The organism is Cohnella baijiui, assembly GCF_020731285.1.
GTDB lineage: Bacteria > Bacillota > Bacilli > Paenibacillales > Paenibacillaceae > Cohnella.
On the sequence record NZ_JAJFOW010000031.1, the window covers coordinates 33,466 to 58,922 of the forward strand.

At 50.4% G+C, this 25,457-nt stretch carries 25 protein-coding genes and 1 pseudogene; 20 read left to right on the forward strand and 6 right to left on the reverse strand.

All coding sequences use genetic code 11. The features are described 5' to 3' along the window. Positions 1-40: 40 nt before the first annotated feature. Positions 41-934 carry an AraC family transcriptional regulator gene (locus tag LKX83_RS22970; protein ID WP_227885168.1) on the reverse strand — a complete coding sequence of 298 codons (894 nt, stop codon included), beginning with the start codon at positions 932-934 and terminating at the stop codon, positions 41-43. A gap of 72 nt (positions 935-1,006) precedes the next feature. Between LKX83_RS22970 and LKX83_RS22975 the strand changes: the two genes are divergently transcribed. From LKX83_RS22975 to LKX83_RS22990, 4 genes are all read left to right on the forward strand, one after another. Next, entirely contained in the window at positions 1,007-2,200 is a 1,194-nt protein-coding gene (locus tag LKX83_RS22975) for a Gfo/Idh/MocA family protein (protein ID WP_227885169.1), read from the forward strand. 16 nt (positions 2,201-2,216) lie between these two features. Continuing rightward, positions 2,217-3,044, forward strand: coding sequence for a sugar phosphate isomerase/epimerase family protein (locus LKX83_RS22980; protein WP_227885170.1), 828 nt, complete (start codon positions 2,217-2,219; stop codon positions 3,042-3,044). Positions 3,045-3,381: 337 nt separating this feature from the next. Continuing rightward, on the forward strand, positions 3,382-5,610 hold the full coding sequence (locus LKX83_RS22985) for a glycoside hydrolase family 2 protein (protein WP_227885171.1): 2,229 nt from the start codon (positions 3,382-3,384) through the stop codon (positions 5,608-5,610). A 21-nt stretch (positions 5,611-5,631) separates the two neighbouring features. Then, positions 5,632-7,737 carry a DUF5054 domain-containing protein gene (locus LKX83_RS22990; protein WP_227885172.1) on the forward strand — a complete coding sequence of 702 codons (2,106 nt, stop codon included), beginning with the start codon at positions 5,632-5,634 and terminating at the stop codon, positions 7,735-7,737. Between the two features lie 127 nt (positions 7,738-7,864). On the opposite strand, the gene LKX83_RS22995 is transcribed toward LKX83_RS22990, so the two are convergent. Then, the gene (locus LKX83_RS22995; RefSeq protein WP_227885173.1) at positions 7,865-8,608 is read right to left on the reverse strand and encodes a phytanoyl-CoA dioxygenase family protein; all 744 of its coding nucleotides are present in this window, start codon (positions 8,606-8,608) and stop codon (positions 7,865-7,867) included. A gap of 151 nt (positions 8,609-8,759) precedes the next feature. Here LKX83_RS22995 and LKX83_RS23000 point away from each other — a divergent pair, with 151 nt between their 5' ends. The 6 genes from LKX83_RS23000 (at position 8,760) to LKX83_RS23020 (ending at position 13,288) form a co-directional block, all read left to right on the forward strand. Then, the gene (locus LKX83_RS23000; protein WP_227885174.1) at positions 8,760-9,557 is read left to right on the forward strand and encodes a helix-turn-helix domain-containing protein; all 798 of its coding nucleotides are present in this window, start codon (positions 8,760-8,762) and stop codon (positions 9,555-9,557) included. A 123-nt stretch (positions 9,558-9,680) separates the two neighbouring features. Next, entirely contained in the window at positions 9,681-9,872 is a 192-nt protein-coding gene (locus tag LKX83_RS23005; RefSeq protein ID WP_227885175.1) for a hypothetical protein, read from the forward strand. Positions 9,873-10,216: 344 nt separating this feature from the next. Beyond that, the gene (locus LKX83_RS23010) at positions 10,217-10,720 is read left to right on the forward strand and encodes an RNA polymerase sigma factor (protein ID WP_227885176.1); all 504 of its coding nucleotides are present in this window, start codon (positions 10,217-10,219) and stop codon (positions 10,718-10,720) included. Between the two features lies 1 nt (position 10,721). Beyond that, the gene (rsiV, locus tag LKX83_RS23015) at positions 10,722-11,579 is read left to right on the forward strand and encodes an anti-sigma-V factor RsiV (protein WP_227885177.1); all 858 of its coding nucleotides are present in this window, start codon (positions 10,722-10,724) and stop codon (positions 11,577-11,579) included. A 27-nt stretch (positions 11,580-11,606) separates the two neighbouring features. Then, positions 11,607-11,975: an acyltransferase family protein gene (locus LKX83_RS34475; protein WP_370639115.1), complete on the forward strand. Its 369-nt coding sequence runs from the start codon at positions 11,607-11,609 to the stop codon at positions 11,973-11,975. Between the two features lie 14 nt (positions 11,976-11,989). Continuing rightward, positions 11,990-13,288, forward strand: coding sequence for an acyltransferase family protein (locus LKX83_RS23020; protein ID WP_370639116.1), 1,299 nt, complete (start codon positions 11,990-11,992; stop codon positions 13,286-13,288). A 234-nt stretch (positions 13,289-13,522) separates the two neighbouring features. Here LKX83_RS23020 and LKX83_RS23025 read toward each other — a convergent pair whose 3' ends face one another. The 4 genes and pseudogenes from LKX83_RS23025 to LKX83_RS23035 all read right to left on the reverse strand — a co-directional run bounded on the left by LKX83_RS23025 (position 13,523) and on the right by LKX83_RS23035 (position 15,703). Beyond that, entirely contained in the window at positions 13,523-14,014 is a 492-nt protein-coding gene (locus tag LKX83_RS23025) for a hypothetical protein (RefSeq protein WP_227885178.1), read from the reverse strand. 163 nt (positions 14,015-14,177) lie between these two features. Beyond that, a pseudogene (locus LKX83_RS34480) lies at positions 14,178-14,432 on the reverse strand (insertion element protein); the annotation flags it as partial. A 10-nt stretch (positions 14,433-14,442) separates the two neighbouring features. Further along, a complete protein-coding gene (locus LKX83_RS23030) occupies positions 14,443-14,991 on the reverse strand; it encodes a hypothetical protein (RefSeq protein WP_227885179.1) in 549 nt (182 codons plus the stop codon). Between the two features lie 79 nt (positions 14,992-15,070). Then, entirely contained in the window at positions 15,071-15,703 is a 633-nt protein-coding gene (locus LKX83_RS23035) for a hypothetical protein (RefSeq protein ID WP_227885180.1), read from the reverse strand. 185 nt (positions 15,704-15,888) lie between these two features. Between LKX83_RS23035 and LKX83_RS23040 the strand changes: the two genes are divergently transcribed. From LKX83_RS23040 to LKX83_RS23085, 10 genes are all read left to right on the forward strand, one after another. Beyond that, positions 15,889-16,224: an ArsR/SmtB family transcription factor gene (locus LKX83_RS23040; protein ID WP_227885181.1), complete on the forward strand. Its 336-nt coding sequence runs from the start codon at positions 15,889-15,891 to the stop codon at positions 16,222-16,224. A gap of 146 nt (positions 16,225-16,370) precedes the next feature. Continuing rightward, positions 16,371-18,143 carry a SulP family inorganic anion transporter gene (locus LKX83_RS23045; protein WP_227885182.1) on the forward strand — a complete coding sequence of 591 codons (1,773 nt, stop codon included), beginning with the start codon at positions 16,371-16,373 and terminating at the stop codon, positions 18,141-18,143. Between the two features lie 342 nt (positions 18,144-18,485). Beyond that, positions 18,486-20,258, forward strand: coding sequence for a glycoside hydrolase family 35 protein (locus LKX83_RS23050; RefSeq protein ID WP_227885183.1), 1,773 nt, complete (start codon positions 18,486-18,488; stop codon positions 20,256-20,258). 30 nt (positions 20,259-20,288) lie between these two features. Beyond that, entirely contained in the window at positions 20,289-21,566 is a 1,278-nt protein-coding gene (locus LKX83_RS23055) for a Gfo/Idh/MocA family protein (protein WP_227885184.1), read from the forward strand. Positions 21,567-22,425: 859 nt separating this feature from the next. Next, on the forward strand, positions 22,426-22,824 hold the full coding sequence (locus tag LKX83_RS23060; RefSeq protein WP_227885185.1) for a cupredoxin domain-containing protein: 399 nt from the start codon (positions 22,426-22,428) through the stop codon (positions 22,822-22,824). A 31-nt stretch (positions 22,825-22,855) separates the two neighbouring features. Beyond that, a complete protein-coding gene (locus LKX83_RS23065) occupies positions 22,856-23,410 on the forward strand; it encodes a hemerythrin domain-containing protein (protein WP_227885186.1) in 555 nt (184 codons plus the stop codon). Positions 23,411-23,555: 145 nt separating this feature from the next. Then, a complete protein-coding gene (locus LKX83_RS23070) occupies positions 23,556-24,101 on the forward strand; it encodes a DoxX family protein (protein WP_227885187.1) in 546 nt (181 codons plus the stop codon). Between the two features lie 49 nt (positions 24,102-24,150). Beyond that, positions 24,151-24,636: a hemerythrin domain-containing protein gene (locus LKX83_RS23075; RefSeq protein WP_227885188.1), complete on the forward strand. Its 486-nt coding sequence runs from the start codon at positions 24,151-24,153 to the stop codon at positions 24,634-24,636. Positions 24,637-24,793: 157 nt separating this feature from the next. Next, complete coding sequence (locus tag LKX83_RS23080) at positions 24,794-25,228, forward strand: universal stress protein (RefSeq protein WP_227885189.1); 435 nt, start codon at positions 24,794-24,796, stop codon at positions 25,226-25,228. A gap of 53 nt (positions 25,229-25,281) precedes the next feature. Beyond that, the gene (locus tag LKX83_RS23085) at positions 25,282-25,452 is read left to right on the forward strand and encodes a cytochrome c oxidase subunit 2A (RefSeq protein WP_227885190.1); all 171 of its coding nucleotides are present in this window, start codon (positions 25,282-25,284) and stop codon (positions 25,450-25,452) included. Positions 25,453-25,457: the final 5 nt, after the last annotated feature.

Below are 25,457 nucleotides of genomic sequence, written 5' to 3' on the forward strand. Positions count from 1 at the left end.
TTAACAAAAACAAATATGTAAAAAACTCGGGCGGAATGTGTTACCTCACGCTTTTCACATAATCTTTCGGCAGAAGCCCCACCTTTTTCTTGAACATCCGCAGAAAGCTCGTGTAGTCGTTGAAACCCGATTTCAAACAAGCTTCCATCACATCGCATCCCTCTACAAGCAGTTTTTTGGCCATTCCGATCCGTTTGGATACGATATATTCGTGGATCGTGCTGCCCGTATGCTTTTTGAACAGCTTGAGCATGTAATATTTATTGATATAGAACTTCTGCTCCAAGCAGTCAAGCGATAAATCCTGATCCAGATGCAGCTCGATATAATCGAGAACGGGCGTTAACTTGTGATGCGTTTCCATTCCGGTGCTCGGCGGCTGCTGTTTGAACAGACGATTAATCAAAACCAGTATTTCCATAAAGCAGCCGAGTTTCAAGATGGCATCGCCATCCGCCGGGTTATTCTGGAAATATTCGTATTTCTGGAACAGGTTCGACATCAACGACGTTTCCTTAGGATCCATCGCCAATTTATTACGCTGGCCGTTCGGACGATTATAGAAGCAGTCCAGAGGATTGAATCTATCCGTTTGGAAGAGCTCGGCCATCGCCGGCGTGAACTCGATTGTAATGCGCTCGTATAGCGCTTCGGTAGAAAAGGAAGGTTTGTGGATTTCATGCTCATTCGTGATGATCAGGTCGCCGAACCGCAGCGGGTAGATCGTCTTCTCGACGAAATATTTCACGTCCCCTTGAATTAGAAAAAAAATCTCGCACCCGCGGTGCAAATGAAATTCCACATGTGGCTTCGTCCGTTGGACATGCAAGTAATGGATATGACTATCGATCATACTCAAATAGGGTGAAAGAATGCGGCTCGGCTCCTTTTTTAATAATGACAATATAGTCCATATTTCAATCAAATAACGCAAGGAAATGGATTTAATTAGAGTATATGATAGATCTGATACGACTGAAAAGCATATATGAGGAGGAGAACTGTAGTGGCCAACAAAAAGGTGAATGTCGGTCTTATCGGCTTGAATGGAATGGGAAAAGGCCATCTGCATGATTTGCAGGAAATGGACACCGTCGTGCTGGCTGGCGTATGCGATATCGTCAAAGAATATGCTGATGCCGTTGCTTCAGCATGCAACACCCGAGCCTATTACGATTATAGGGAGATGCTGGACCGAGCGGGATTGGATGCCGTCATCATTGCGGTACCGCATTATGACCACCCTCAGATCGCCATCGATGCATTCGAACGCGGCATTCATGTCATGACGGAAAAGCCGATTGCCGTCCACGTCAATGACGCCAAGCGTATGATTGAGGCGTACGACAGAGCCAAACAACTGGCCCCCGAGCTGCAGTTCGGCATTATGTTCCAGGAAAGGACCTTTCCTTATTACCGCAAAATCAAAGAGATTCTGGATAGCGGAGAGCTCGGCCGTCTGACACGAGCTACTTGGATCCATACGGAATGGTTCCGTTCCCAAGCCTATTACGACAGCGGAGACTGGAGGGCCACATGGGCGGGGGAAGGCGGGGGCATCTTGACCAATCAATGTCCGCATACGCTGGACATGTACCAGTGGCTGCTAGGCGTACCTGCCCGCATTACCGGACATGCGCACATCGGCAAATACCACGATATTGAAGTCGAGGATGAGGTAACAGCCTATTTCGAACATGAGAATGGCATGATCGGACATTTGATCGTGACAACCGCCGAGCTCCCGGGTACAAACCGTCTGGAAATCATCGGCGAAAACGGCAAGCTGGTGTATGAGGACCACAAACTCGTTTTGCATAAAAATAAAATGTCTATGCTCCAGTATAGCAGGGAAACATCCGAACGATTCGGCAATATGGGACAAGAGCAGATTGAAATTGCGGTAGATACCGAAACGCCTGTCGGCCATCATGTCGTCTCCGAAAAGTTTTTCGAACGGATACGGACCGGACAGGGAGAACTGATAGCGGAAGGAACGGAAGGCATCCGCTCTCTTACGATCGCGAACGGCATCATGCTGTCCTCTTTCCAGAAACGTACGGTTGATGTGCCGATCGACGGCGATGCTTTCGAAGCCAAGCTACAAGAGCTCATTCGGACTTCCAGATACGTGAAAAAAGCGGCAGTAATCCCTCCTATCCATGAAGATTTCTCAAAATCTTTCGGCACTAAGCTGTAAAGGGAGAGGTTTAGGAATGGTTAAAGTGAAACTTACGTGTTTTGCAGATGAAATCTCCGCCGAGCTGAGCGAGCAGTTGGATGTGCTGGGACAGGAAGGTTTAAGGCATCTGGAACTTCGCAGCGTGTGGGGCAAAAATGTACTCAACCTTAACGACGGTGAATTGCTGCTGATCCGTCATACGCTTATGGAACGTGGGTTCCGAATATCTTCCATCGCTTCGCCAATCGGCAAATATCCGGTCAATGAGGATTTCGCTCCGCAACTGCAAGCTTTGGATGCGGCCGTAAAAGCAGCCCATTTTTTCGAGACGCCTTATATTCGGATATTCTCCTTTCATCCTCCCGTTCATGAACCGATAACGGATTTTCGGGAAGAAGTACTGAACCGATTGAGCCGCCTAGCCGAGATGGCCGAAAGGAATCAAGTCATCCTCATTTTGGAAAATGATTCGAATATGTATGGCAGCACGGATGAAGGAACGCAGGATATTTTCTCGAACTGCCGTTATCCTTCACTCCGCGCGGCGTTCGATCCTGGCAATTATGTGAATAGCGGCGTTCGGCCCATGACCGATGCTTATCCGAAGATATATGATTCCATTGACTATGTCCATATCAAGGACGCATCCATCGAACCGAGCCAGTTCGTTCCTGCCGGAGTTGGCGCGGGTGAGATTGCGCAGTTACTGGCAGCGCTGAAATCGCGCGGCTTTGAAGGATTCCTCTCGGTCGAGCCGCATCTGCACCATTATTTGCCGAACGCCAGCAATCCCGAGCGGGTCGTTACCGCTATTCGCGCTTTAAAATCATTGCTGGATCAGGCGGGGCAGGAGTGGGAGTAGCCGATGACGATATCGGTGCAATCTTCAGCCGAATCGTTCTGATTCAAGAGGGGCGGACTTCCGCTCCTCTTTTTTTCTCGAAAATCGGAAAATGTTTGATAATTCCGTCGCTTCTGATATATCCATTTTTGCAGAAGTTTTTTATTCACGGGATCGTATTGGGATCTGTCAAAGAATAGAGTGAACTGGTTATGGTGACCGCCTTCTAATTTCTGAGAAATGTATGAAAATCGTAGCTGCTCTCCTCCCTGATACGAAGGATTGTTAGGATTTCAATGTTCACGACAGCCTTGGAGATTGATACGTTGGGTTCATATCAGACAACCGGAGGCTAAGCATGAGAAAAACGGTTCCATTGAACAACGATTGGCGATTTACCGAAGTCTTCGAGGAAGCGTTTATCAAGGAAGATTTTGACGACACTCCATTCCAGACCGTCAACCTGCCGCATACCAACAAAGAGGTTCCCTATAGTTATTTTGATGAGAAAATGTATCAATTTGTATCCTGCTATCGAAAGGAATTATTTGTTCCAAAGCAGTATCAGGACAACAAAATATTCATTGATTTCGAAGGGGTCATGTGCTTCGCGAAGGTTTACCTGAATTCGAAGCTGATAGGTGAGCACAAGGGAGGGTATACGCCATTCTCCTTTGACATCACGGATGTTGTGCGCTTCGAGACGGCGAATACCTTGGTTGTCATGGTTGATTCGACGGAACGGAAAGATATTCCGCCATTCGGAAACGTTGTAGATTACTTGACCTATGGAGGCATCTACCGGGAAGTAAGCTTAAGAATCGTGGACAGCGTGTTCATTGACAACGTCAGGCTGGAGTCCATGAATCTGTTGTCAAATGAAAAAAAGCTGAAAGCAGAGATCTGTTTGTCAAATCATACAAGAGCAAGCGGATCCGCTTCCATCTCCGTGAAAGTGAAGGACAAGGGTAACGAGGTCGGGATGACGTCGCTCATGGTTCCAATCAGCGAGTCGGCGGAACACACTGCGGAATTGGTGCTTGATCTGGATGAATCGATTGAACTGTGGGATCTGGAAAACCCGAAGCTCTATGATGTCGAAATAACATTGCAGTGCGGCGACTATGTTGACCTATATGAACGGCGTTTCGGCTTTCGGGATGCCGTTTTCAAAAAGGATGGATTTTATCTCAACGGCAGGAAACGAAAATTATACGGTTTAAACAGGCATCAATCGTTTCCTTACGTCGGGTATGCCATGCCGAAGAGAGTTCAGAGAAAAGACGCCGACATTTTGAAGTACGAATTGGGACTGAATATGGTAAGAACATCGCATTATCCGCAGTCGAGGCATTTTCTTGACAGGTGTGATGAAATCGGGTTGTTGGTGTTTGAGGAGATTCCCGGGTGGCAATATATCGGAGATGAAGAGTGGAAGGAAGTTTCGAAGACGAATGTGATCGAAATGATCAAGAGGGATTGGAATCACCCATCCATTGTATTATGGGGCGTACGAATCAATGAGTCGCAGGACGACCATGACTTTTATCAGGCTACGAATGCATTGGCACGTCATACCGACCCGTCGAGGCAGACCGGCGGTGTGAGAGCCATAAACAACAGCGAGCTTCTGGAAGATGTCTATACGATGAATGACTTTATCCACGATGGCGGCGAAGTCGTCTTACGAGATCAGAAAGAGATCACGGGTCTTCCGGAAAATGTACCCTATTTGGTTACGGAATATAACGGGCACATGTATCCGACCAAAAGGTTCGACAGCGAAGAAAGACAGATGGAGCATAGCGTAAGGCATCTCAGAATCATCAATGCGGCAGCTATGGACGATTATATCAGCGGCGCCATCGGATGGTGCGCCTTTGACTATAATACCCATAAGGACTTTGGTTCGGGAGACCGTATTTGTCACCACGGAGTTATGGACATGTTCAGAATACCCAAATTCGCCGCATACGCATACAAGAGTCAAATCGAGTCGCAAAGAGAAGTGGTGCTCGAGCCCGTGACCGTATTCGCCAGGGGGGAGAGGTGTATCGGAGGGGTAACGCCTCTCGTGGTGATGACCAATTGCGAATATGTGGATTTTATGTACGGCGGTGAACTTGTCGGGAGATTCTATCCTGCAAAAGACCGTTATCCGGGTTTAACCCACCCTCCGGTCATCATTGACGAAATGCTGGGGGAATGGGGGATGGCGTGGAGAAGCGGGGAATTCGTCGGTTATCTCGATGGAAAAGAAGCCAAACGCAAAAAATATAGCGAGGCGCCAATAGCTTCAAAACTCATTGCTTCGGCGGACGATCAAGTTCTTTCATCCGGGGATATGGATGCAACCAGAATTGTATTCCAGATCGTGGATCAAGAAGATAATCTGATTCCGTATATCAACGAGACTATTAAAATACTTGTAACTGGTGACGGCGAGTTGATCGGGCCGAGTGAAATCAGCTTGGTTGGCGGTTGCATCGCAGCATGGGTAAAAACAAAAGGTGTGAAGGGCGAAATTGCGATCGCCGCAACTTGCTCCCGATTTAGCGCGAATGAGCTTGTCATCCAAGTCGATTAGCCGAAAGGGAGGGTTATGGATATGAGCAACATTAAAACCGTTCACGTCGTTTTCAAGACCCATCTCGATATCGGGTTTACGGACTTGGCGCGTAATGTGATGGACCAATATTTTCAGCTATATATTCCAAAGGCGCTTCAATTAGCCGAACAGTTGCGGCTTGAAGGCGGTCCTGCGCAATTCGTATGGACAACCGGCTCCTGGTTAATCAACGAATATCTGAAACAAGCCGACGAAGAACAAACAAGAACCATGGAAAAAGCGATCGCAGCCGGGAGCATCGTCTGGCATGGATTGCCGTTCACCACGCATACCGAGCTGATGGATCCCGCTTTATTCGAATACGGATTATCGATCGCCCAAAAGCTGAATGCCCGTTACGGAAAAAGCGCGATCACGGCGAAAATGACGGACGTACCTGGACATACGATCGGGATGGTTCCTCATCTTGCCAAACACGGCATCCGCTACTTGCACCTCGGCGTCAATCCCGCGTCGAAGGTGCCTGCCGTTCCCGAAATCTTCGTATGGAGAGCGCAAGACGGCTCGGAAGTGATCGTCAATTATGCGAGCAACTATGGGAACACGGTGCAGATTGACGGATTTGACGAGGTTATGGTATTCGCGCATACGGGAGACAATTGCGGACCGCCTGCCAAGGAAGACATCCAGGCGGAATTTGCCCGGCTGAGCGAAAGATTCCCCGGCGCTGTGATCCAAGCGTCCACGATGGAGGCCTTCGCTTCCCAATTGATCGCCTTGAAAGACCGCTTTCCGGTAGTTGAGGAAGAGATCGGCGACACCTGGATTCACGGAGCCGCTTCAGACCCGGCGAAAATCCAGCAATACCGGGAGATGTTAAGGCTTCGCGACAGGTGGGTCGCGGAGGGACGGTTCGATCCCGGAAGCAAGGAATATGCCGACTTCTGCGACCATCTGATGCTCATCCCGGAGCATACGTGGGGACTCGACGAGAAGAAGTTTTTAGGCGATTGCAAGCATTATTCCTTAAGCGATTTCCAGGCGGCGCGGCAAGCCGATACGGTAACGCAAGACGCCGTTCCCGACAAATACCGTTACATTGGATCGTTTGCCATGGATGAGCTCGACAGTCTTTCCTCGGAATTGTTCGCCTCGGAAAGCAAGAAAAGAAGCTTTCGCCTCTTCGAAAGCTCGTGGCAGGAGCAGCGGGCGTATATCCGCCAGGCCATTCAATGCTTGTCCGAAGATAAACGGCATGAAGCGGAAGCGGCCATTCGCGCTCTCGCAGCCTCGCCGGAACCATGCATGGATGGCCGCAGCCTGAACCCGCGAACGGTCTATCCGCTCGGCTTGTTTCAGGTCGAGTTCGATACGGACGGTTCGATTTGCAAGCTCGCCGGCCGGAACGGAAAGGAATGGGCCGACGAATCCCGCCGCTTGGGCCGCTTTGCTTACGAGACATTCGGTCTCGAAAATTATAACCATTGGTTCGGGCACTATGTGGAGCAATGGAGCACTACGTACCATTGGGCGGATGCGGACTTCGGCAAACCGGGCATGGAATTTGCGGAGCCAAGGCCGGAGCATCAACGGATCTCGCCGAACTTGATCTGTCTAACGGCATGCTCGGAGGAGAATTACGACCGGGTGCAAGTTCAGCTCGCCTTGCCCTCGGAATGTGTTCAGATACACGGGGCGCCCAGGAAAATTCGCATCGATTACAGGTTCCATAAGCAACAGCAGAAGATCGATGTTGAAATTAGCTGGTTCGACAAGCAGGCTTACCGTTTGCCGGAAGCAAGCTGGTTTTCGTTTGCCTTGAAGGTAGACAACCCGAATCTATGGAAGTTGGATAAATTGGGGGCAAGAGTCTCGCCTTTGGAGGTCGTCAAGAATGGAAACCGGAATTTGCACGCGGTCCATTCGGGCGTACATTATCGCGGCAGTGACGGTGAGGCTTCGATCGAAACGCTCGATGCGCCTTTATTGGCGCCAGGCGAGAAAAGACTTCTGCAGTTCGACAATACCTTCGTTTCGTTGGACGGAGGCATGCACTTTCTTCTGCACAACAATGTCTGGGGTACGAATTTTCGGATGTGGTATGAAGAAGATGCCAAATTCCGATTCGTCATCAGCTTGAGTTAATCGAAATCAGGGTCTGGAACGGACGAAATCAATGGAACAGCCCCCTTCCGAGGAAGGGGGCTGTTCCAAGATTCAGGCGTTGAGAAGCAACCGATCTCTGGACACCACCATGATCCAACTATTCTGATTAATAGAGTGGATACTTCTGGCGAAGATCTTCCCGATGGAGAACATTGGAATCCTCGCGGATATAATGGCAAACATAGGAACGGCGCCAGCGGTCCTTGCTTCGGTTCTTGTTTGAGGAATGGATCAGCAGTTCGCTGAAAAAGAGAATATCTCCTTTTTCCATGATCACCGGAATTTGACGACTCGTATCTACGCCCTCCGTTTCTTCGGTGTGGGATTCATGTTCTTCCAGGTTTTTGACCGCACCGTGCGGTAGCAAACCCAGCTTGTGCGTGCCCGGCATCACCCATAAGCATCCGTTCTCTTCGTCGACCAAGTCCTCCATGGCCGTCCATGCCGCGATCATCGTCATCGGATCGTTCTTGATATAATAATAATCCTGATGAGATGCTTGCCCCGGAGATCCCGGTTCTTTGTAGAAGTACATGCTTTGGACACATACGGCCTCTCTGCCCATTAATTGGGCCAGCGCACCGCGAATGATCGGCAACTTCATCAATTGGCGGGAGAAGCTGTCGTGCTTATGCGGATTGAACAGCCGCACGGCATATTTTTTGCGTTCGTCGCACGCCGCCCAGTCCGGCATGGGCGTTTGGTCGCGGATATCATAAATGTGTCCGTTAAAGGCATCGACTAAATCATCGGAGCAGCATTTCTTGAGCAAGACGTACCCGTTTTCTCGGAAGAAATCGATTTGGTTCTCATTGAGCGGCTTTAGCGGCGGCGGTTTTATTGCTTCCACATCAAACTCTCCTTTAACATTAGGATTCTGCTTATGATTCAAAATAACGCATTTTCGGCCGTGCAACAATGGCTGTAAGTTGCATGATTGTGTCTGAAATTGATATAACTGATTGAGTATCATAAGATGGGAGCGGAGGTGTTGTGGCATCGTGCGAGGAGTATTCACTTTTCCGTTCGACCATGTTCGATATGCCCATGCAGGATCCATCGTTTATCCGCCTGGCGGTCGCTATGGCCCCCGAATACAGCAGGACATTCAACTCGTGTTATTGTATACGGGCGAGATGAATGTCACGATTGACGGCCGTCCCCTGCACGTGCAACCCGGCCATGCCGTGTTATTGAAGCCGGGCCACGAGGAAATGTTCACATTCTCCAAGACCGAAGAAACCTGGCACCGCTGGATCTCCGTGAAAGCCTCTCCGATACCGGAGGAGGCGATCAATACGATGTACCGGCTTCCGGAATGCCTTCCTCTGACCGATGAGATGAACTTGCTGACCGATTTGATGCTCAAGATGCAACGAAATGTCTCTTCAGATGACTCAACGATTCGCAGTCTCGGACTTGCGGCACTGCATCTTTTTCCAACCGAGACGAAGAGGTTTCTCCTTCAGCGGGAAAAACACCCCGCGCTTTATGCGGTGTTGACATGGATGCATGAGCATTTCGCGGAAGATATCACGCTGCGGGATTTGGCTAACCACGCAGGTCTTTCGTCGGAGCATTTGGTGCGGTTGTTCAAACAGCATGAGCAAACGACTCCGATGCATTATTTATGGAACTATCGGGTCAACCGTGCGGTCGAACTGCTTACGAATACCGGATTGACCGTGTCGGAGATCGCGCACCGCTGCGGCTTTAAGACATCGAATCATTTCGCCAGATTGGTAAAACAATTGAAAGGGCAGACCGCATCCGAAATCCGGCAAGTTCGTGCGACATGAGGCACCTGTGAAAATCCGGGATACGAACCATGAGGACTCGTTGCCGCTCCTCTTGCTTTGCGTTCATACAAACTCCAGATTGCCTTACTTGGAGGTCTTCCTTCGAGCGATGTTCTGACGCAAATGATTGATCAAATGAAGAAGGACGCGGCAAAAACCGGGAATTATTCCGCTTTTGTGATCAATGCTATGCCGGATAAAGAAGAAAAACTGACAATTTCGCTCAAGGATTCGACGGAGGATATCGTTGCGCAGATTCAAAAGAAGTTTAAAGTCGTGAAACCGATCAGCGCATCGGCAACTAAAGCCGGCTGAGCTTAAATTTCGCAATTACAGAGAAATAGCGCGAGTGAAGCGTGATCCAACCATGACATGCGGGAGATAAAAGGTTCGGGAAAAAGAAAGTTGTTAATATTGCCTGGTTGGGGCAGCATCCGTCAAGCCGGATGCTGCCCTTTTTTTTCGAAAGTTAATCGAGCACAGTCGCGATTACCCGGCTCATAAAGATGACCCAAACTCGGTCGAGTTTTGATTGTATTGCAGATCGTGTTAGGGCGCTGGTATTACTCTAATGCGAAAACAAACTTTTTGGGGAACTCGCACGTCTTACGCATATCACGCAAGCAAAATGATACGCGCGTATCGAGGAGAATCTAGAAATGGATAAGAAGTTGGAAAAATCGCTTATTCGTTTTATTACGGAAAATAAGGAGAATGTATATCGATTGGCCTATAGTTATGTTAAGAACGCTGAAAATGCACTGGACATCGTTCAAGATTCCATCCAAAAGGCGATAACAGCTTCAGAATTCTTAAAATCCGAAAGCTCAATGAAAAGCTGGTTCTACAGAATCGTGGTAAATACATCGCTCGATTTTCTGAGAAAACAAAAGAGGATTCAACTTGTAGACGATATGACGTTGGAGTTGCATTGCCCTGCAAGCGAAGACGTCTACCATGATATTGACCTGGAGAAGGCTTTGGAGGAATTACCCCAGGCCTATCGCACTGTGGTTGTACTTAGATATTTTGAAGATTTGAAAATCGAAGAAATTGCCGAAGTGTTGAATGAAAACATCAGTACCGTAAAAACGCGATTGTATCAAGCGCTCTACAAACTTCGAATTAAAATGAGCAATGAATTGCTCAAGGAGGTCAAGTAATTTGAGCGAACAGCTGGAACAATTGAAAAGAAACTATAAAAATGTACCGATCCCGCAAGAATTGGATTTCGTCGTGAAGAAAGCCCTCAAACAAAATAAGAAAAAACAATCGAATTGGATGAATCGTCTTGTCGGGGTCGGGGCGGCAGCTGTTATATTGATTGCTGGGATTAACGCTAGCCCCGCCTTTGCACATGCATTATCGAATGTGCCATACGTCGGCTCGCTCGTGAAGGTGCTAACGTTTACGGAATTTAAAGTAGATGAGGAAACAGCCAAAGCCGAAATAAAGGTACCTTCCGTTGCGAACATGGATAATACAACGTTAGAAGCCGCCTTGAACAACAAGTATCTGGAGGAAAGTAAAAATTTGTACAACGATTTCTTGGCGACGATGGAGGATCTAAAGAAAAATGGCGGAGGTCATTTAGGCGTAAAAAGCGGATTTGATGTCAAAACCGACAATGATCGGATTCTTGCCGTGAGCAGATATACTGTAAGCACGGTTAATTCGTACTCGGCGTATACCTATGACACGATAGACAAGAAAAATCAACTTTTGATTACGTTACCGAGTTTATTTAAAGATGACAGCTATGTTCACCTGATCAACGATAATGTTAAACAACAGATGAGAGACCAGATGGAAGCAGACGCCGACAAGGTTTATTGGGTAGATGGTACCATGAGCTTCGAATCCATTGACAAAAACCAATCCTTCTATATTAATGATCAAGGCAAGCTTGTCATTTGCTTTGATAAATACGAAGCCGCTCCCGGTTATATGGGCGTTTTGGAATTTATCATACCGACCGATGCAATCGCCGATGCATTGGTAAGTCATGAATATATCAAATAAGTCAGGTTGGTTAAGGAGAGCGGATGTATGCCTAAGCCGCTGAACAATGATCATACCCGTTACATGCCCGGACTCGACGGGCTAAGGGCTTTCGCCGTATTTGCAGTCATTTTCTATCATCTCAATGTCGGTTGGGCACCGGGCGGATTGCTAGGCGTCGGCGTGTTTTTCGTATTGTCCGGGTACCTGATTACAGACAATCTCATTGCCCAATGGGCGAGGAGCGGACGTATTGATTGGAAAGACTTCTGGCTAAGACGGCTACGGCGGCTGATGCCCGCGCTGCTTGCCATGATTGCAGCCGTTACGACATGGATCGCGGTATTCGATCGTTCCCAACTGGCATCGCTGCGCGGGGATGTGCTGTCGGCCGGTCGACGCTCGCGCTCGCGCTAGTTTCAGCGCTGGCGATGGCGCTGCTGTATGAGCCGGGTACAGATCCAAGCCGGGTTTACTATGGTACGGATACGAGAGCGTTCGCCTTACTCGTCGGCGCCGCGCTCGCCATCATTTGGCCGAGCCGCAAGCTCTCCATAAAGACTGGGCCGCAGGCGCGCGTTGTCATTGACGGCATCGGGGCGGGCGGACTGGTAACGATTGCGGTCATGATTCGGCTGACCGATCAGTACGACAGCTTCCTTTACCGGGGCGGACTTGCGCTGTTGTCCGTCGCCGCGGCTTTGGCTGTGGCGGTGCTTGTTCATCCGGTAAGCAGGCTGGGTAAAGTATTGGGCTGCAAACCGCTTCGGTGGCTTGGCGTCCGTTCTTACGGCATTTATCTTTGGCATTATCCGGTTATCGTACTGACGAGTCCAACTGTTAACACTGGAGGGACAAACATTATGCGCAGCATATTTCAGATAGTAGTCTGTATCGTCCTTGCCGCGTTATCTTGGCGGTTTATCGAGGAGCCAATTCGGAGCGGCGGTTTGGGTAAAGTATGGAGGCGAATGCGACCTCGAGACATGAGTCGTGGGAGGGTGCCGGTCGGTCGCACAATTGCTTCGTTGAGTATGATACTGGTAATGATGGTGGCTGTGATCGGCTTGACCAGCTGTGCATCCGGCAAATCGGCCGGCTCGGTTTCGCAAGGCAGCGGCAATCTACAAACGGACGGTACGGCACTGCCTCGCATGGAACAACCCGGCACCGGGATGGACGGAACAGCGAAGCCAAATGAGACATCGAAGCCGCAGTCAAACGGCTCGAATCAGCACGTCGAGACTCCGAAGCCGGATGCGGGGCGGGGAATGATCGCGATCGGCGACTCGGTCATGCTGGACATTGCCCCATATTTGAAAGACCTTCTTCCCGGCATCACGATCGACGGCAAAGTGGGCCGACAGATGTCTCAGGCGAAGGCCATAATCGATAAGTTCAAGTCGAATAGCGAACTCGGAGACGTGGTCATCATCGGGCTCGGTACGAACGGCACGTTTTCGAAGAAGACGCTCGATACGGTGCTGCAATCGCTCGAAGATGTACAGCAAATTGTGCTCGTAAATATACGCGTGCCTCGTCCCTGGGAGCGGGACGTCAACTCGACCTTGGCAAATGAAGCGATAAAGTTCGACAATGTCACACTCGTCGACTGGTACGCGGCCAGCACAGACAAAGATTCGTATTTCGCAAAGGATGGCGTTCATCTTGACGAGGAAGGTGCCAAGGCATTTGCTTCGTTGGTGGCTGACGCGATCAAGCCGCAATAAAGCGCGGTATAGAGAAGAATTAAAATAGAAACGCTCTCTGGCATAATGATGGAAAGGTTTTCGAGAAGAGAGCGAAATGATTAGAGGTGGATATGATTCTAACGGGTTCCGTTTTGAAGTAGAAAGGTCTTAAATGACATATTGAATGACTTGAGTTTTGGCATGAGCAAACAAAAAATAAGGTGGGTTTTAGCCGGTTTAGCCCACCTTATTTTTGTTAAATGCACCTTGTGTTTAACTTTCTTTCAGAAATCCTTCAAAGAAACCCTTAATGTTTTCAAGATTGACTTTGTAATATTTTAATTCAAAGTCATTGCTCAGGTCGTTTCGAGTCACATATACTTCTTTTTTTGCGTATTGTATACGTATTTCTCTATCAGGCTTTAAACCAAGTACAATCCCTGCACTAATTTGTGGGTCGACGCTTTCCACTTGAACAACGCTCATTTCTGGAATTGAATTGAACATATCTACGAGTTGAATAACTTGTTGTTGAGTTAAACTGACATCCGCTTGTTTTGCGAATGAGTTTTCAACGACCCATTTACTCATTTTATAGCCTTGAACATCTGTCGGTTGTATTTGTTTATTTAGAGGTAGGCTCTCTGGTACTACTCCTGAAGAATGCTTCTGCGTGAACGATATCGTGAGTATTACTAACGCAATTGCAATAATTCCGAGCAGTATAATTGTTGCTGGATTTCTCCCCAAGAAAGTTTTATTCATTTAAATCACACTCCTTTTTCAGTTCGTTTAACTTTATCCACAAGTTCTTCAAATTCCTTCCTTAACCTATTGATACTACATGAATTTGCTTTTAGTTTCATCTTATTCGTGGCTTTTAATTTGAAGAAGGGAAGGGAGCTTAGCAAAGATGCCCCCCCCAATACTATTTGAAATAAACAATATCCTTTAAGGTGAATTGTTTGTCTGTAATTCCAATCCTTTGAGCAGGGGGCGCTTCTTTTCCGTCATAAGATTTATACGGCGTATAGAAGTTATAGAACGTCCGAAGGATGGTTTGGGCGTACTGAGCGTACTTGGGATTGCAATTGGCATAAATATAACTTTTTCCATCACCCCGCGCAGTAACAAGTGGTCTTTCCAAAATGGATATTCTACGGCGGATTTTTAGAGGGAAATTTGGTTTTTTTCTACGACTGACCAATTAACTCACAAATCTTATTTTCGATGATTTGCAAGTATATTTCAGGATTTTTACGGAACCTCCGACGTTTCGTCCCTTCGAGCAGACGATCATTCCATCGGGTTCTCTCTTTATTGAACGCGTTGTAATCCACTTTTTGTAGGCGTTCGATGATGTCGGGTTGTTTCAGAGCATTGTCTACAAACACAACGAACTCGCCGCTGCGGAGGATGTAATCGTTCCAACTGCGGCGGCCGGTCATCCGGCGATGCTTCGTTTTCGTCTGGCGAAAGAACCGTTCATGGTCAATGTTCGTTCGAGGTACATGTGACGTGTCGTAACAGGTATACAGACCGTTCCAAAATCCCTTTGTATACGCCAAAACGTTGTTTACCAACACTTCATCGCCGGGCTCGTTGTAGTGTTGCTGCATCCACGCGAGGAGGTGCCCCATTTGAAATCGAACAGGCACCGCACCGAAAAAAATACGCATAACGAGCACGTTTATCGGAGACACGAGCGCCGCGAGAATCGGGATGGCCGGCGTATCCTTCAAGTGAAGATACCTCGTCACCAATATGTAGTAGGTGGTTTTATGATGGATGATGACCGCATAGGTTAACCTTTTCAAGACTTTAGTCTTTGTCTCGTTTAGCCGTGCATAGACGATATTCGTCCAAGGCTTCATGAAAACGGTGGAAAGGACTGGCCAACTCCTTTATGGTCCGTTTTATGATGGAATGATACGTCGGGTTATTACGGGACAATTCCAAACGTTCCATATTTTTGTCCAATTTCTCTCTAAGGGTAAGAATGAACCCAATCGCGATATGCTTCCGCGCCAACTCCTCAAGATCCGCAGCAAAGGCTTCACTGAGATGCCTAAAATTCGGTACAGAAAGTGATTTGGACATGAAAAAGTATTCGGGCGTCACGTCCCTGCGAAATTTTTGTCCAGGTACCTCATTCCAAAAATCATTCCATTCCTCTAATAAGTTCAATTCATACAACAAGTAATTAAGGAAACCACACAACCATGCGGTACAACTTGTGTTCCGCCTCTGACAACCCACTCGATCAGAAAGATGCCGGCATCCGATGCAGCAAGAACCTGAATTCGAAATGCACACCTTACATATGTTTTCTGAACCGACGTTACGAAGATACTGAAGTCCTGTTTCGATAACCGCTTCTCTGCTTGTTGGCTTCATGTTGGAATGGAGTTTGATTAAGGACTGCGAAAGTTGCTTGAATGGTTCGTCTGGCAATTCGAACCCTCCGCTCCTCTTAAATTCAAATATTCAAATGTTTGAAATGTTCAATTATTATACGTCATGGGAATAATAATGACAACGACCCTTCCGCATTTTTAGGTTTACTTGAAACATCGGTTCATTATTGTGGTATTATATTCGCATATTCAAAAGTTTAAGTGTCAAGGAGAGCAAGTGGTATGCCTCAATATCAAAACCTTCATCTATTCAAGGCCGATTTTTTCAAAGCACTGGCCCATCCCATGCGAATTCGTATACTGGAAGTGCTGAGTGAGGGCGACAAAAATGTCAATGAACTGCAGAGCATTTTAGGTTCGGAAGGCTCTGCCGTTTCGCAACAATTGTCGGTGTTGCGTAATAAGAATGTGGTTTATGGTATAAAAGAAGGAACAACGGTAATATATTCGTTGCGTGACCCGCTGATTAAAGATTTATTAACAGTGGCAAAGCAGATATTCGACAACCACCTGGTAGATGCCATTTCCTTGCTTGAAGTGATAAGAAAAGAACCATAATAAAACAAGGTGATCCGAGATATCAACCCGGAGGCCTTGTTTTTTTCTTTGTTCATGGGTGTCGCGAACCAATTGACAATGGAACACTGTGAGAGTAGTATTTGCTATATATTCAAATAATCAAATATATAAAAGAAGGTTCTGAAATGAAATGGACCGGACGGTTTGAAGGCTATACCCCCGTTTCTTTACGCAAAGACCTCATCTCGGGTCTGATTGTCGGCGTTATCGCGATTCCACTCGGCATGGCGTTTGCGATTGCTTCGGGGGTCAAACCTGAATACGGCATTTATACGACCATTGTGGCCGGAATCATGATCTCTCTCTTCGGCGGCTCAAGATTTCAAATTGGAGGTCCTACCGGCGCATTCATTCCGATTCTTTTTGCCATTGTCATGCAGTATGGTTATGAGAATTTGTTGATCGCAGGGCTGCTTGCCGGCATTATGCTGGTTCTTATGGGTGTGCTGAAACTCGGCGTCTTAATCAAGTATATCCCCCGTCCGGTGACCATCGGATTTACAGCCGGTATCGCCGTCATTATTTTTAGTGGCCAAATCGTGAATTTCTTAGGCCTCACGCAGATCGAGAAGCATGAAGACTTCCTTTCTAACATGAAAGAGATCCTAATTCGCTTCGAAACCATCAATCTCTACAGCGTGATGACGGCATTGATTTGTTTAGCCGTCATCATACTAACGCCAAAGTTCTTGCCGAGGGTTCCAGGCTCATTGATCGGGCTGATCGTCTCAACGGTAGTGGCATCGATACTTTTTAAAGGACATGTGGCCACCATCGGGTCCTCATTTGGAACGATACCGAGTACGCTTCCCCATTTTCATGCGCCCAACATCACGTGGGAACGAATCACAACCTTGTTGCAACCCGCGTTCATCATCGCCATGTTAGGTGGCATTGAATCTCTTTTGTCCGCGGTTGTCGCGGACGGTATGACCGGAAAACGTCATAACAGTAATCGTGAATTAATCGGACAAGGGATTGCCAATATCGTTACCCCCTTCTTTGGGGGGATCCCAGCGACAGGTGCCATTGCACGAACGGCAACTAACATCAAGAACGGGGCTGTGTCTCCGATCTCCGGCGTCATTCACGGCGTTGTGGTGTTCCTGGTTCTCATTTTGTTTGCGCCCTACGCTTCCGAAATTCCGCTAGCCAGTATGGCTCCTATCCTAATGCTCGTTGCATGGAATATGAGCGAGCGTAAAGCGTTTGCCCATGTGCTGAAAACGAAAACAAGCGACTCGCTTGTGCTGGCGACCACTTTTTTATTAACCGTTTTCACAAACGTAACGACGGCAGTTGAAGTCGGCTTGCTCCTGGCGGTGCTGCTGTTTGTCAAACGCATGAGCGATCTGTTGACGGTGGCAAAAATGCTGCCCGACCCCGCCTCGGATAAAGTGAAGGCCCATATGGTGTCAGAAAGCCACGATTGCCCGCAAATGAGTATATACACCATCGAAGGCCCCCTTTTCTTCGGTGCTGCCAACATGTTTGAGAAGTCGATCATGGATACCATTCACCTGCGACCCAAAATCCTGCTGCTTCGGCTTGGAAAAGTGCCCTTTATGGATATGACCGGTGAATCCAATTTATCAAGTCTGGTCAACCACTTTAAGAAGGGCGGCGGTTTAGTGATGATCTCCGGTATGAAACCACAACCGCTTCAGGTTCTGCAGAAAACCGGTCTTTATGATCGGATCGGCGCGGAACATTTCTTTAGCCACACCGGCGAAGCGATCGACTATGCGTTGTTCCAACTTGACTATGATAAGTGCTTAGGTTGCAAGCACTTCGCTTTCCGGGAATGTGCGGCGTTATCTAACGCGGAATCGCAACAAAGCGTAGTAGCAAAATGGGCTACAACCAAACGAAACAAACCGCAACCTTTGCCCAGATGAGTGGTTATCTGAATGAAGATTCGTACCTCTGTTGGAGGAAACCGCACAGCGAACCCGGTAAAGGAACGACATTTTCCATTCGCCGGCGGAATGCAACGCCCTGTCTACGCACGTCGAGACAGGGCGTTTTCTATGCCATAGATAGAAGTGTGTTATGGCCGGGCTAACGAAGGTTCGGCTGAAGGGGAACGATGTTGCAATTTTAAAGAAAAGTGTATTTTTTGTTGATCGTAATCGCGTTTTTTTGAAGGAAAGTGAGTACTTTTTTGCTCTCGGTATACGTTTGCTCTTGTACAGTGAAATAGCAGAGGTGCGACTTTAACTGTACAAGGAGAATCAAGAATGGCGACGTTCACGACCGAAGGAAATCAGTTTCTGTATAACGGCAAGCCCATGCGAATCCTGTCCGGCGCCATGCATTACTTCCGCATCGTACCGGAATATTGGCGGGATCGATTACTGAAATTAAAGGCCTGCGGCTTCAATACGGTTGAAACCTATGTGGCTTGGAATGTGCATGAACCTAAAGAAGGGCAATTCAACTTTACGGGCATCGCCGATGTAGAGCGATTTGTCCGATTGGCTGCGGAGTTGGGACTTCATGTCATCGTTCGGCCGAGTCCGTATATTTGCGCGGAATGGGAGTTCGGCGGATTGCCGGCATGGCTGCTGCGAGATCCTTCCATGCAGTTGCGCTGCTGCTATAAACCTTATCTGGATAGAATCGACGCTTATTACGATGAGTTGATGCCCAGGTTAAAGCCACTTTTGTGTAGGAATGGCGGACCGATCATCGCGATGCAGATCGAAAACGAATATGGAAGCTATGGCAACGACAAGCCGTATTTGGCTTATTTGAAGCAAGCGATGATCAGGCGCGGGATCGATGTGCTTCTGTTTACATCGGACGGTTACGACGATTCCAATCTTCAGGGAGGAACGCTTCTCCCCGAGGTTCTGGCTACCGTCAATTTCGGATCGCAGCCGGAGGAAGCGTTCGCCAAGCTTCAGGAATACCAGCCCGATCAACCACTGATGTGCATGGAATATTGGAACGGGTGGTTCGATCATTGGGGAGACGAGCACCATGTGAGAGGTCACGACGACGTGGCGGACGTGATGGACCGGATGCTGAAGTCCGGCGCATCTATCAATTTCTATATGTTTCACGGCGGCACGAATTTCGGCTTCTATAACGGGGCCAATTATTTGGGCAAATATGAACCGACCGTGACCAGCTACGACTATCATGCGGCGTTGAATGAGTCCGGCGATAGGACGGAAAAGTATGATGCGATCCGCGAAGTCATCTCCAGGTACGCAGAGCTGCCGGATGTGGAGCTGCCCCCGCCCGCTCCCAAGAAAAATTACGGGAGGGTTCGCCTGACGAAACAAGCGCGGCTATTCGATTCGCTCGATCGGTTGACTGAGCCGGTCAGGCGGAGATGTCCGGAAGCGATGGAGCAGCTGGGGCAGAATTTCGGCTTTATTTTATACACGACCCGGATTTCCGGCCCAAGAGCTAGAAACAAGATTACGATCCAGGAAGTCCGCGATCGTGCGCTTCTCTATCTGGATGGGGTGTATCAAGGTGCCGTCGAACGAAACTCGCACGATCAAACGCTTGAAATTCAAGAGAACGATATCGTGGCGGAAATCCCCCCGCAGGGAGCGGAATTAAGCATACTCGTTGAAAATATGGGCCGGATCAATTACGGCTTCGGCATGAAGGACCCGAAAGGGATTACCGAAGGCGTCCGTTTCGAGCGGATGTTCCTGCATGATTGGAAGATCCATTCGCTTCCGTTGGACGATCTGTCCGGGCTTGTCTTTCAGGATCTGCAGACGGAGGAGAAGTTTACGCCCACCTTCTATAAGGGCGTGTTCCACGTCGAAGAGACGGGCGATACGTTCTTGAAATTGGAAGGCTGGACGAAAGGAGTCGCGTTCGTCAACGGTTTCAATCTGGGACGTTATTGGGAAAAAGGACCGCAAAAGACGCTGTACGTCCCGGGCCCGCTTCTTCGCGAAGGCGACAACGAGCTGATCGTATTCGAGCTGCATGGCACGCAAGATCCTGCTGTTACGTTTCAAGATTTTGCCGAGCTAGGCTAGCGCAAATCATAGAGAAGGAGAGAAGCATGCATGAGAACCATTACGGCAGCATTAATCGGAGCAGGACAAAGAGGCAGGGGGGCATACGCACCCTACGCGTTGGAAAATCCGGACGACATCCGGTTCGTCGCGGTTGCGGATCCGGATCCTGAACGAAGGGATCTTTTCCGGCAAGAACATCGGATTTCGAACGCCAACAGTTATTCGAGCTGGGAAGATCTGCTGGCCGGACCGAAGGTGGCGGATGCCGTCCTGATTTGCACGCAGGATAAAATGCATTTCGAGCCCGCGCTCAAGGCGCTGGAAAAAGGATACCATGTGCTGATGGAAAAACCGATGTCGCCGGATCCTCGGGAATGCATCATCATGGGAGAATATGCGGAGAAATACAACCGGGTATTTTCGATTTGCCACGTGCTTCGCTATACCGATTTTTTTGCGACCATCAAGCGGCTCATTGAGGATGGCAAAATCGGCAAGCTGGTTTCGATTCAACACACGGAAAACGTGGAGCATCGTCACCAAGCCCACAGTTTCGTCAGGGGAAACTGGCGGAATTCGGACACTTCGAGTCCTATGATTTTGCAGAAGAGCTGTCATGATATGGACATCTTGCAGTGGCTGGTCGATTCGGAGTGCGTCAAAGTTTCTTCCTTCGGATCGTTGACCCATTTCCGCAAAGAAAATGCGCCGGAGGGCGCCCCTCTTCGCTGCTTGGAAGGCTGTCCCGTGAAGGATGATTGTCCGTACTACGCTCCTAAAATGTATATCGAGAGAGACGATTGGGTAGGCGCCGTGCTTCGATCGGTCGTCAGCAACGACACCAGCGACGAAGGCGTGCTTCGGGCTTTGAAGGATGGTCCTTATGGAAGATGCGTGTTTCACTGCGACAACAATGTAGTCGATCATCAGGTCGTCAATTTGGAATTCGCCAATGAAGTGACGGTTGCCTTTACGATGAGCGCCTTTACGTATGAAGGCGGCAGGTCGGTGAAGCTGATGGGGACGCACGGTCAAATCCGAGGCGATATGGAGAAAAACGAAATCGAAATCACCAGTTTCAATACCCGGGAGAAAGAGACGATCCGGATCGATGCGGATTTGGCAGGTCACGGCGGCGGCGACAGCGGGATTATGCGAGATTTCGTGCGTCTCGTTCAAAGCGATGGCAACGAAAAAGGGCTGACCGGAGCGAAAGTTTCCGTGCAAAGCCATCTGATTGCTTTTGCGGCTGAAAAATCGCGATTGGAACAAAGGGTTATCTTGATGCCCGAATATATGGATGAATTGAAAAGAGAGGTTAAGTAAGACCGGGGATTTGATTAACAAGATTGAATGATTACACTTCTGGTGAACCAGATGGGTGCTGAAATGCTCCGGAAAATATCATTAATTTATTGCGTATTGTTGCATCGCAGCCGATAAGCCGCATGGTTAAAGGGTTGTGATTAAACAACTTTATTTTTCCTCACCAACAGGGCAGGCTAGTCGGACAGTGAAGCGGAAGTGTCCTGCGCGACCGCGGTGACCGGTTCGAAGGGGCGGTCGCGGGCCGGGGTTCGGCTTTTCGGCGGCTGACGAAAACGGGGGGCGTCAAGCTCGGGCTGCCAACAGATCCAACAGGCAGAGGAATAGCACTTAGAGTAAGGGACCGCTAGGCCGCTAAAAACGGCCGGGCGGTCTATTTGCATTGACTGGATGCTCCAGTCTGGCGGCAGGGCGAACTAAAACGTGGCTGGCAGAGACGGGCCTGCGAGGCGGAGTTATGCGGAAAAACCGCATAACGCCCGGCCGAGACGGCCCCACGAGGCGGAGTTATGCGGAAAAACCGCATAACGCCCGGCCGAGATAGCCCCGCGAGCCGGAGATGTGCGGAAAAACCGCATAACGCCCGGCTGAGACAAGCTCACGAGCCGGAGATGTGCGGAAAACCCGCATAACGCCCAGCCGAGACGGCCCCATGAGACGGAGATGTGCGGAAAAACCGCATAACTACCGGCTGAGACAGGCTCACGAGCCGGAGATGTGCGGAAAACCCGCATAACGCCCGGCGTCGCCCCACTTATGACGGTTCTGTGGCATCGCCTTCCGTTGTGACGGATGTCACAGAGCGCGGTTCGCCGGCTCGGTATGATGGACGCATATCGAACCCGAGGAGGAAGGACGCATGAAAAGAAAATGGGGAATGACCGGCGCGACGCTGCTCGCGGCGGTGATCATCGGGACCGGCTGCGGCGGAGACGGCGCCAAGGAGAGCGCATCGTCGCCGGCGGCGAGCCCGTCTTCGGCGGAAGCGGGCGGCGCGGGCAAGGCCATCACGATCAACGCGAAAAACTTCGCGTTCGACCAACCGGAAATCAAGGTGAAGCAGGGCGAAGAAGTGACGATCAAGCTGGTTAACGGCCAAGGCAACCATGCGCTCAAGATCGAAGGCTACGACCAGGAGATCAAAGGCAATCAGACCGTCACGTTCAAAGCCGACAAGGCGGGCGAATTCAAGTTCGAATGCTCCGTCATGTGCGGCAAGGGCCATGCGGACATGACCGGCAAGCTCATCGTCGAATAACGCCCGTTCGGGCCGAAGGGAGTCAACGGACATGACAACGACAGCTGATACGATCGATCGCGGCTGGATGCCGGACCGGCCGTCGTCCGATCTCGCGCTCCGGGAGACCGTCGTCCGCGCGAAGCTGGAGCGGGATCTGCTCGAGATCGAGCTGCAGGACCTTTACCAACAGGCCTGCACGGTCCGCCTGGACGAGGACCTGGCGCGCCTGCACCGGGAGATCCGGGAACTACGGGCGGCGGTCCGGCGGTTCCTTTCCGAATGGAGCGCGCACGTCTCCTGGGAGCGCTCGGAGCTATTCCCTTGCGCGGCCTGGTATTTGGCGGGGGAACCGGACTTGTTCGCGCCGATGGAAGAGGACTACCGGCGGGCGGAGCGGTTTGTCCGGGAGTTTCTGGCCGCTGCGGACGTCGCGCCGGCTCCGGTCTCGCGAGAGGAGGCGAAAAGGCTGGCGACCCGGCTGCTGCAAGCCTACGCCTGCCTGAAAAACAGGCTCCGGGAAGAAGCCGACATCGTGAGCGCGATCGAAAGTCGGTCCTCCCTCTCGCCGCACAGCGGTTCCGATATTTTTCATCCTAATAAGTGATTTAATTCACAAAGTGTTCACCGCGAAAGTGACATCCATCACATTGCTGGCGGACGATTCGGATCATACTGAAGCTGCAAGGAGATCTTACCGACCCCCAAGCAGCAAGAAGATCTCACCCATATCCCGAAGGGAGATGACCCTCATGGTCATGAAATGGTTCAAGGAGAACATCTGGGCGGCTGTCGCGGTGACGCTGCTGCGGATCTACGTCGGATGGCAATGGGTCGACGCGGGCTGGCACAAGCTGACCGGAGGCTTCGACGCGGCGGGCTTTCTCAAAGGCGCAACCGCCAATCCGGTTGCGGACCACGCGACGAAAGCGGCCGTTTTTCCGAACTACACCTACTTCATCGAGCACTTCGCGCTGCCGAACGTCAAGCTGATCAACATCCTGATCCCGCTCGGCGAATTCCTGATCGGTGTCGGACTGATCGTCGGAGGACTGACGCTGACGGCCGCCTTCTTCGGCATGATGCTGAACTTCCTGTTCCTCTTCGCAGGGACCGTAAGCACGAACCCTTGGCTGTTGCTGCTGGCCTTCGTCGTCTTCACGGCAGGCGCCAACGCGGGACGGTTCGGCCTTGACGCCTACCTGCTGCCGTGGCTGGCCAAAGGCTGGAAGAAGCTCACCCATCGCGACGCCAAGCCGACTGCCGGCGGCATGAAAGGCAAAATGCTGCCGCACTGAACCGTATTCTATCCTATCTGCGCCTATCAGCGCCAAGGAGCGTGAGCCTATGAGACCGACCGATCCTCCGCTGCTGACGTGGTACCTGTCTCACGATCAATGGCGGGAAGAGCACGAAGCGCTGCACGATCGTTTGCTCGAACTGTGCCGTATGATGAAGTGGAATCCCGCGAACTACGACTATCCCGACTGGGAGACGCATCATCAAGCCGTCCGGGAGAAGTTCATCCCGTTCATGCGCGATTGGCGGAATCACTTGTCCATGGAACGAAAGACGCTCTACCCGGTGACGAAAACCGCGATCTGCGGCGGACGGATCGGACCGGTGTCGGTCCTGGAGCAGGACGAACGGATCGCCGGGCAATTTTACGAAGCGTACCTGGAGGCAGCCGAGGGCGAGGCCTCGCCGGAGGACGCGCTGTCCCGCCTGCTGCAGGTGCTTATGATCGTGGCGGAGCACTTCCGTGTCGAGGAGGAAGTCGTCGTCCCGGCGGCCGAACGGCTCATGGAAGAGATCGAGTACAGCGGTTCTTAAGGGTCGCGCTGACGGTGTGAGCCGCATGCGATCTGGCAGAACGCGGCATGCCGCCGCCGGCCGGCGGGCAGGCTGAGCAAGGATAGATCAGATCGGAAAACGGATGAGGCGGGTCGGCGCGCGAGAAACGCCGGCTCGCCTCCGAAAGGAGAACCCCATGAGCTACCATCGCATATTGGCCGCGTTCGACGGCTCGGAGCTGGCGGAGAAGGCGCTGCGGCACGCGGTCGACCTGGCCGAGCGCAGGCCGGGGACGTACTTGACCGTCGTCCACGTCCGGCAGCGCCCCCTCGTCTTCGGCGTATCCGGCTATGGCTTCATTCAGCCGGAAGGATTCGAACAAGAGATCGCGGCGCACGAAGCCACGCTGCTCGCCCGCATCCAGCAGCATACGGATTCCCTTCCCTATACGGAGGTGTCGGTTCTGACGGGGATCCCGGCGCCCGCGATTCTCGCGCATGCGGCGGAGCGCAACTGCGACCTCATCGTGATGGGGAGCCGGGGACTTACGACGATCAGGGAAATAATGCTGGGCAGCGTGAGTCACCATGTGGTGCAACGCGCGACCGTGCCCGTCCTCGTCGTGAAATAGATGGGCAGGCCGCAAGAGCGGCCGATTCGACAGATCGAAAGGAGGAAGTCGGCATGCCGGATCCGCATGTGGACGCCGGGCGTCCGAACGCAGGGCCCGAGACGGGCAAAAAAGCGGAGGAGGAACCCGTCCTGACGGGCACCTTCGTCTCCGTGCTGCTGGTCGGCGCGGTCATTACCGTCTGCTGGCTGGCCGTGCTTTACTTGTTCGTTTCGCGCAATTAACGGAG

Coding starts and splice junctions, on each gene's coding strand:
- LKX83_RS23050 (WP_227885183.1), top strand. CDS start 18,486: ATGGCGACGTTCACGACCGAAGGAAATCAGTTTCTGTATAACGGCAAG.
- LKX83_RS23045 (WP_227885182.1), top strand. CDS start 16,371: ATGAAATGGACCGGACGGTTTGAAGGCTATACCCCCGTTTCTTTACGC.
- LKX83_RS23025 (WP_227885178.1), bottom strand. CDS start 14,014: ATGAATAAAACTTTCTTGGGGAGAAATCCAGCAACAATTATACTGCTC.
- LKX83_RS23055 (WP_227885184.1), top strand. CDS start 20,289: ATGAGAACCATTACGGCAGCATTAATCGGAGCAGGACAAAGAGGCAGG.
- LKX83_RS22990 (WP_227885172.1), top strand. CDS start 5,632: ATGAGCAACATTAAAACCGTTCACGTCGTTTTCAAGACCCATCTCGAT.
- LKX83_RS23040 (WP_227885181.1), top strand. CDS start 15,889: ATGCCTCAATATCAAAACCTTCATCTATTCAAGGCCGATTTTTTCAAA.
- LKX83_RS23010 (WP_227885176.1), top strand. CDS start 10,217: ATGGATAAGAAGTTGGAAAAATCGCTTATTCGTTTTATTACGGAAAAT.
- LKX83_RS23085 (WP_227885190.1), top strand. CDS start 25,282: ATGCCGGATCCGCATGTGGACGCCGGGCGTCCGAACGCAGGGCCCGAG.
- LKX83_RS23070 (WP_227885187.1), top strand. CDS start 23,556: ATGGTCATGAAATGGTTCAAGGAGAACATCTGGGCGGCTGTCGCGGTG.
- LKX83_RS22980 (WP_227885170.1), top strand. CDS start 2,217: ATGGTTAAAGTGAAACTTACGTGTTTTGCAGATGAAATCTCCGCCGAG.
- LKX83_RS23020 (WP_370639116.1), top strand. CDS start 11,990: ATGGCGCTGCTGTATGAGCCGGGTACAGATCCAAGCCGGGTTTACTAT.
- LKX83_RS34475 (WP_370639115.1), top strand. CDS start 11,607: ATGCCTAAGCCGCTGAACAATGATCATACCCGTTACATGCCCGGACTC.
- LKX83_RS23060 (WP_227885185.1), top strand. CDS start 22,426: ATGAAAAGAAAATGGGGAATGACCGGCGCGACGCTGCTCGCGGCGGTG.
- LKX83_RS23005 (WP_227885175.1), top strand. CDS start 9,681: ATGATTGATCAAATGAAGAAGGACGCGGCAAAAACCGGGAATTATTCC.
- LKX83_RS22985 (WP_227885171.1), top strand. CDS start 3,382: ATGAGAAAAACGGTTCCATTGAACAACGATTGGCGATTTACCGAAGTC.
- LKX83_RS23065 (WP_227885186.1), top strand. CDS start 22,856: ATGACAACGACAGCTGATACGATCGATCGCGGCTGGATGCCGGACCGG.
- LKX83_RS23075 (WP_227885188.1), top strand. CDS start 24,151: ATGAGACCGACCGATCCTCCGCTGCTGACGTGGTACCTGTCTCACGAT.
- LKX83_RS23080 (WP_227885189.1), top strand. CDS start 24,794: ATGAGCTACCATCGCATATTGGCCGCGTTCGACGGCTCGGAGCTGGCG.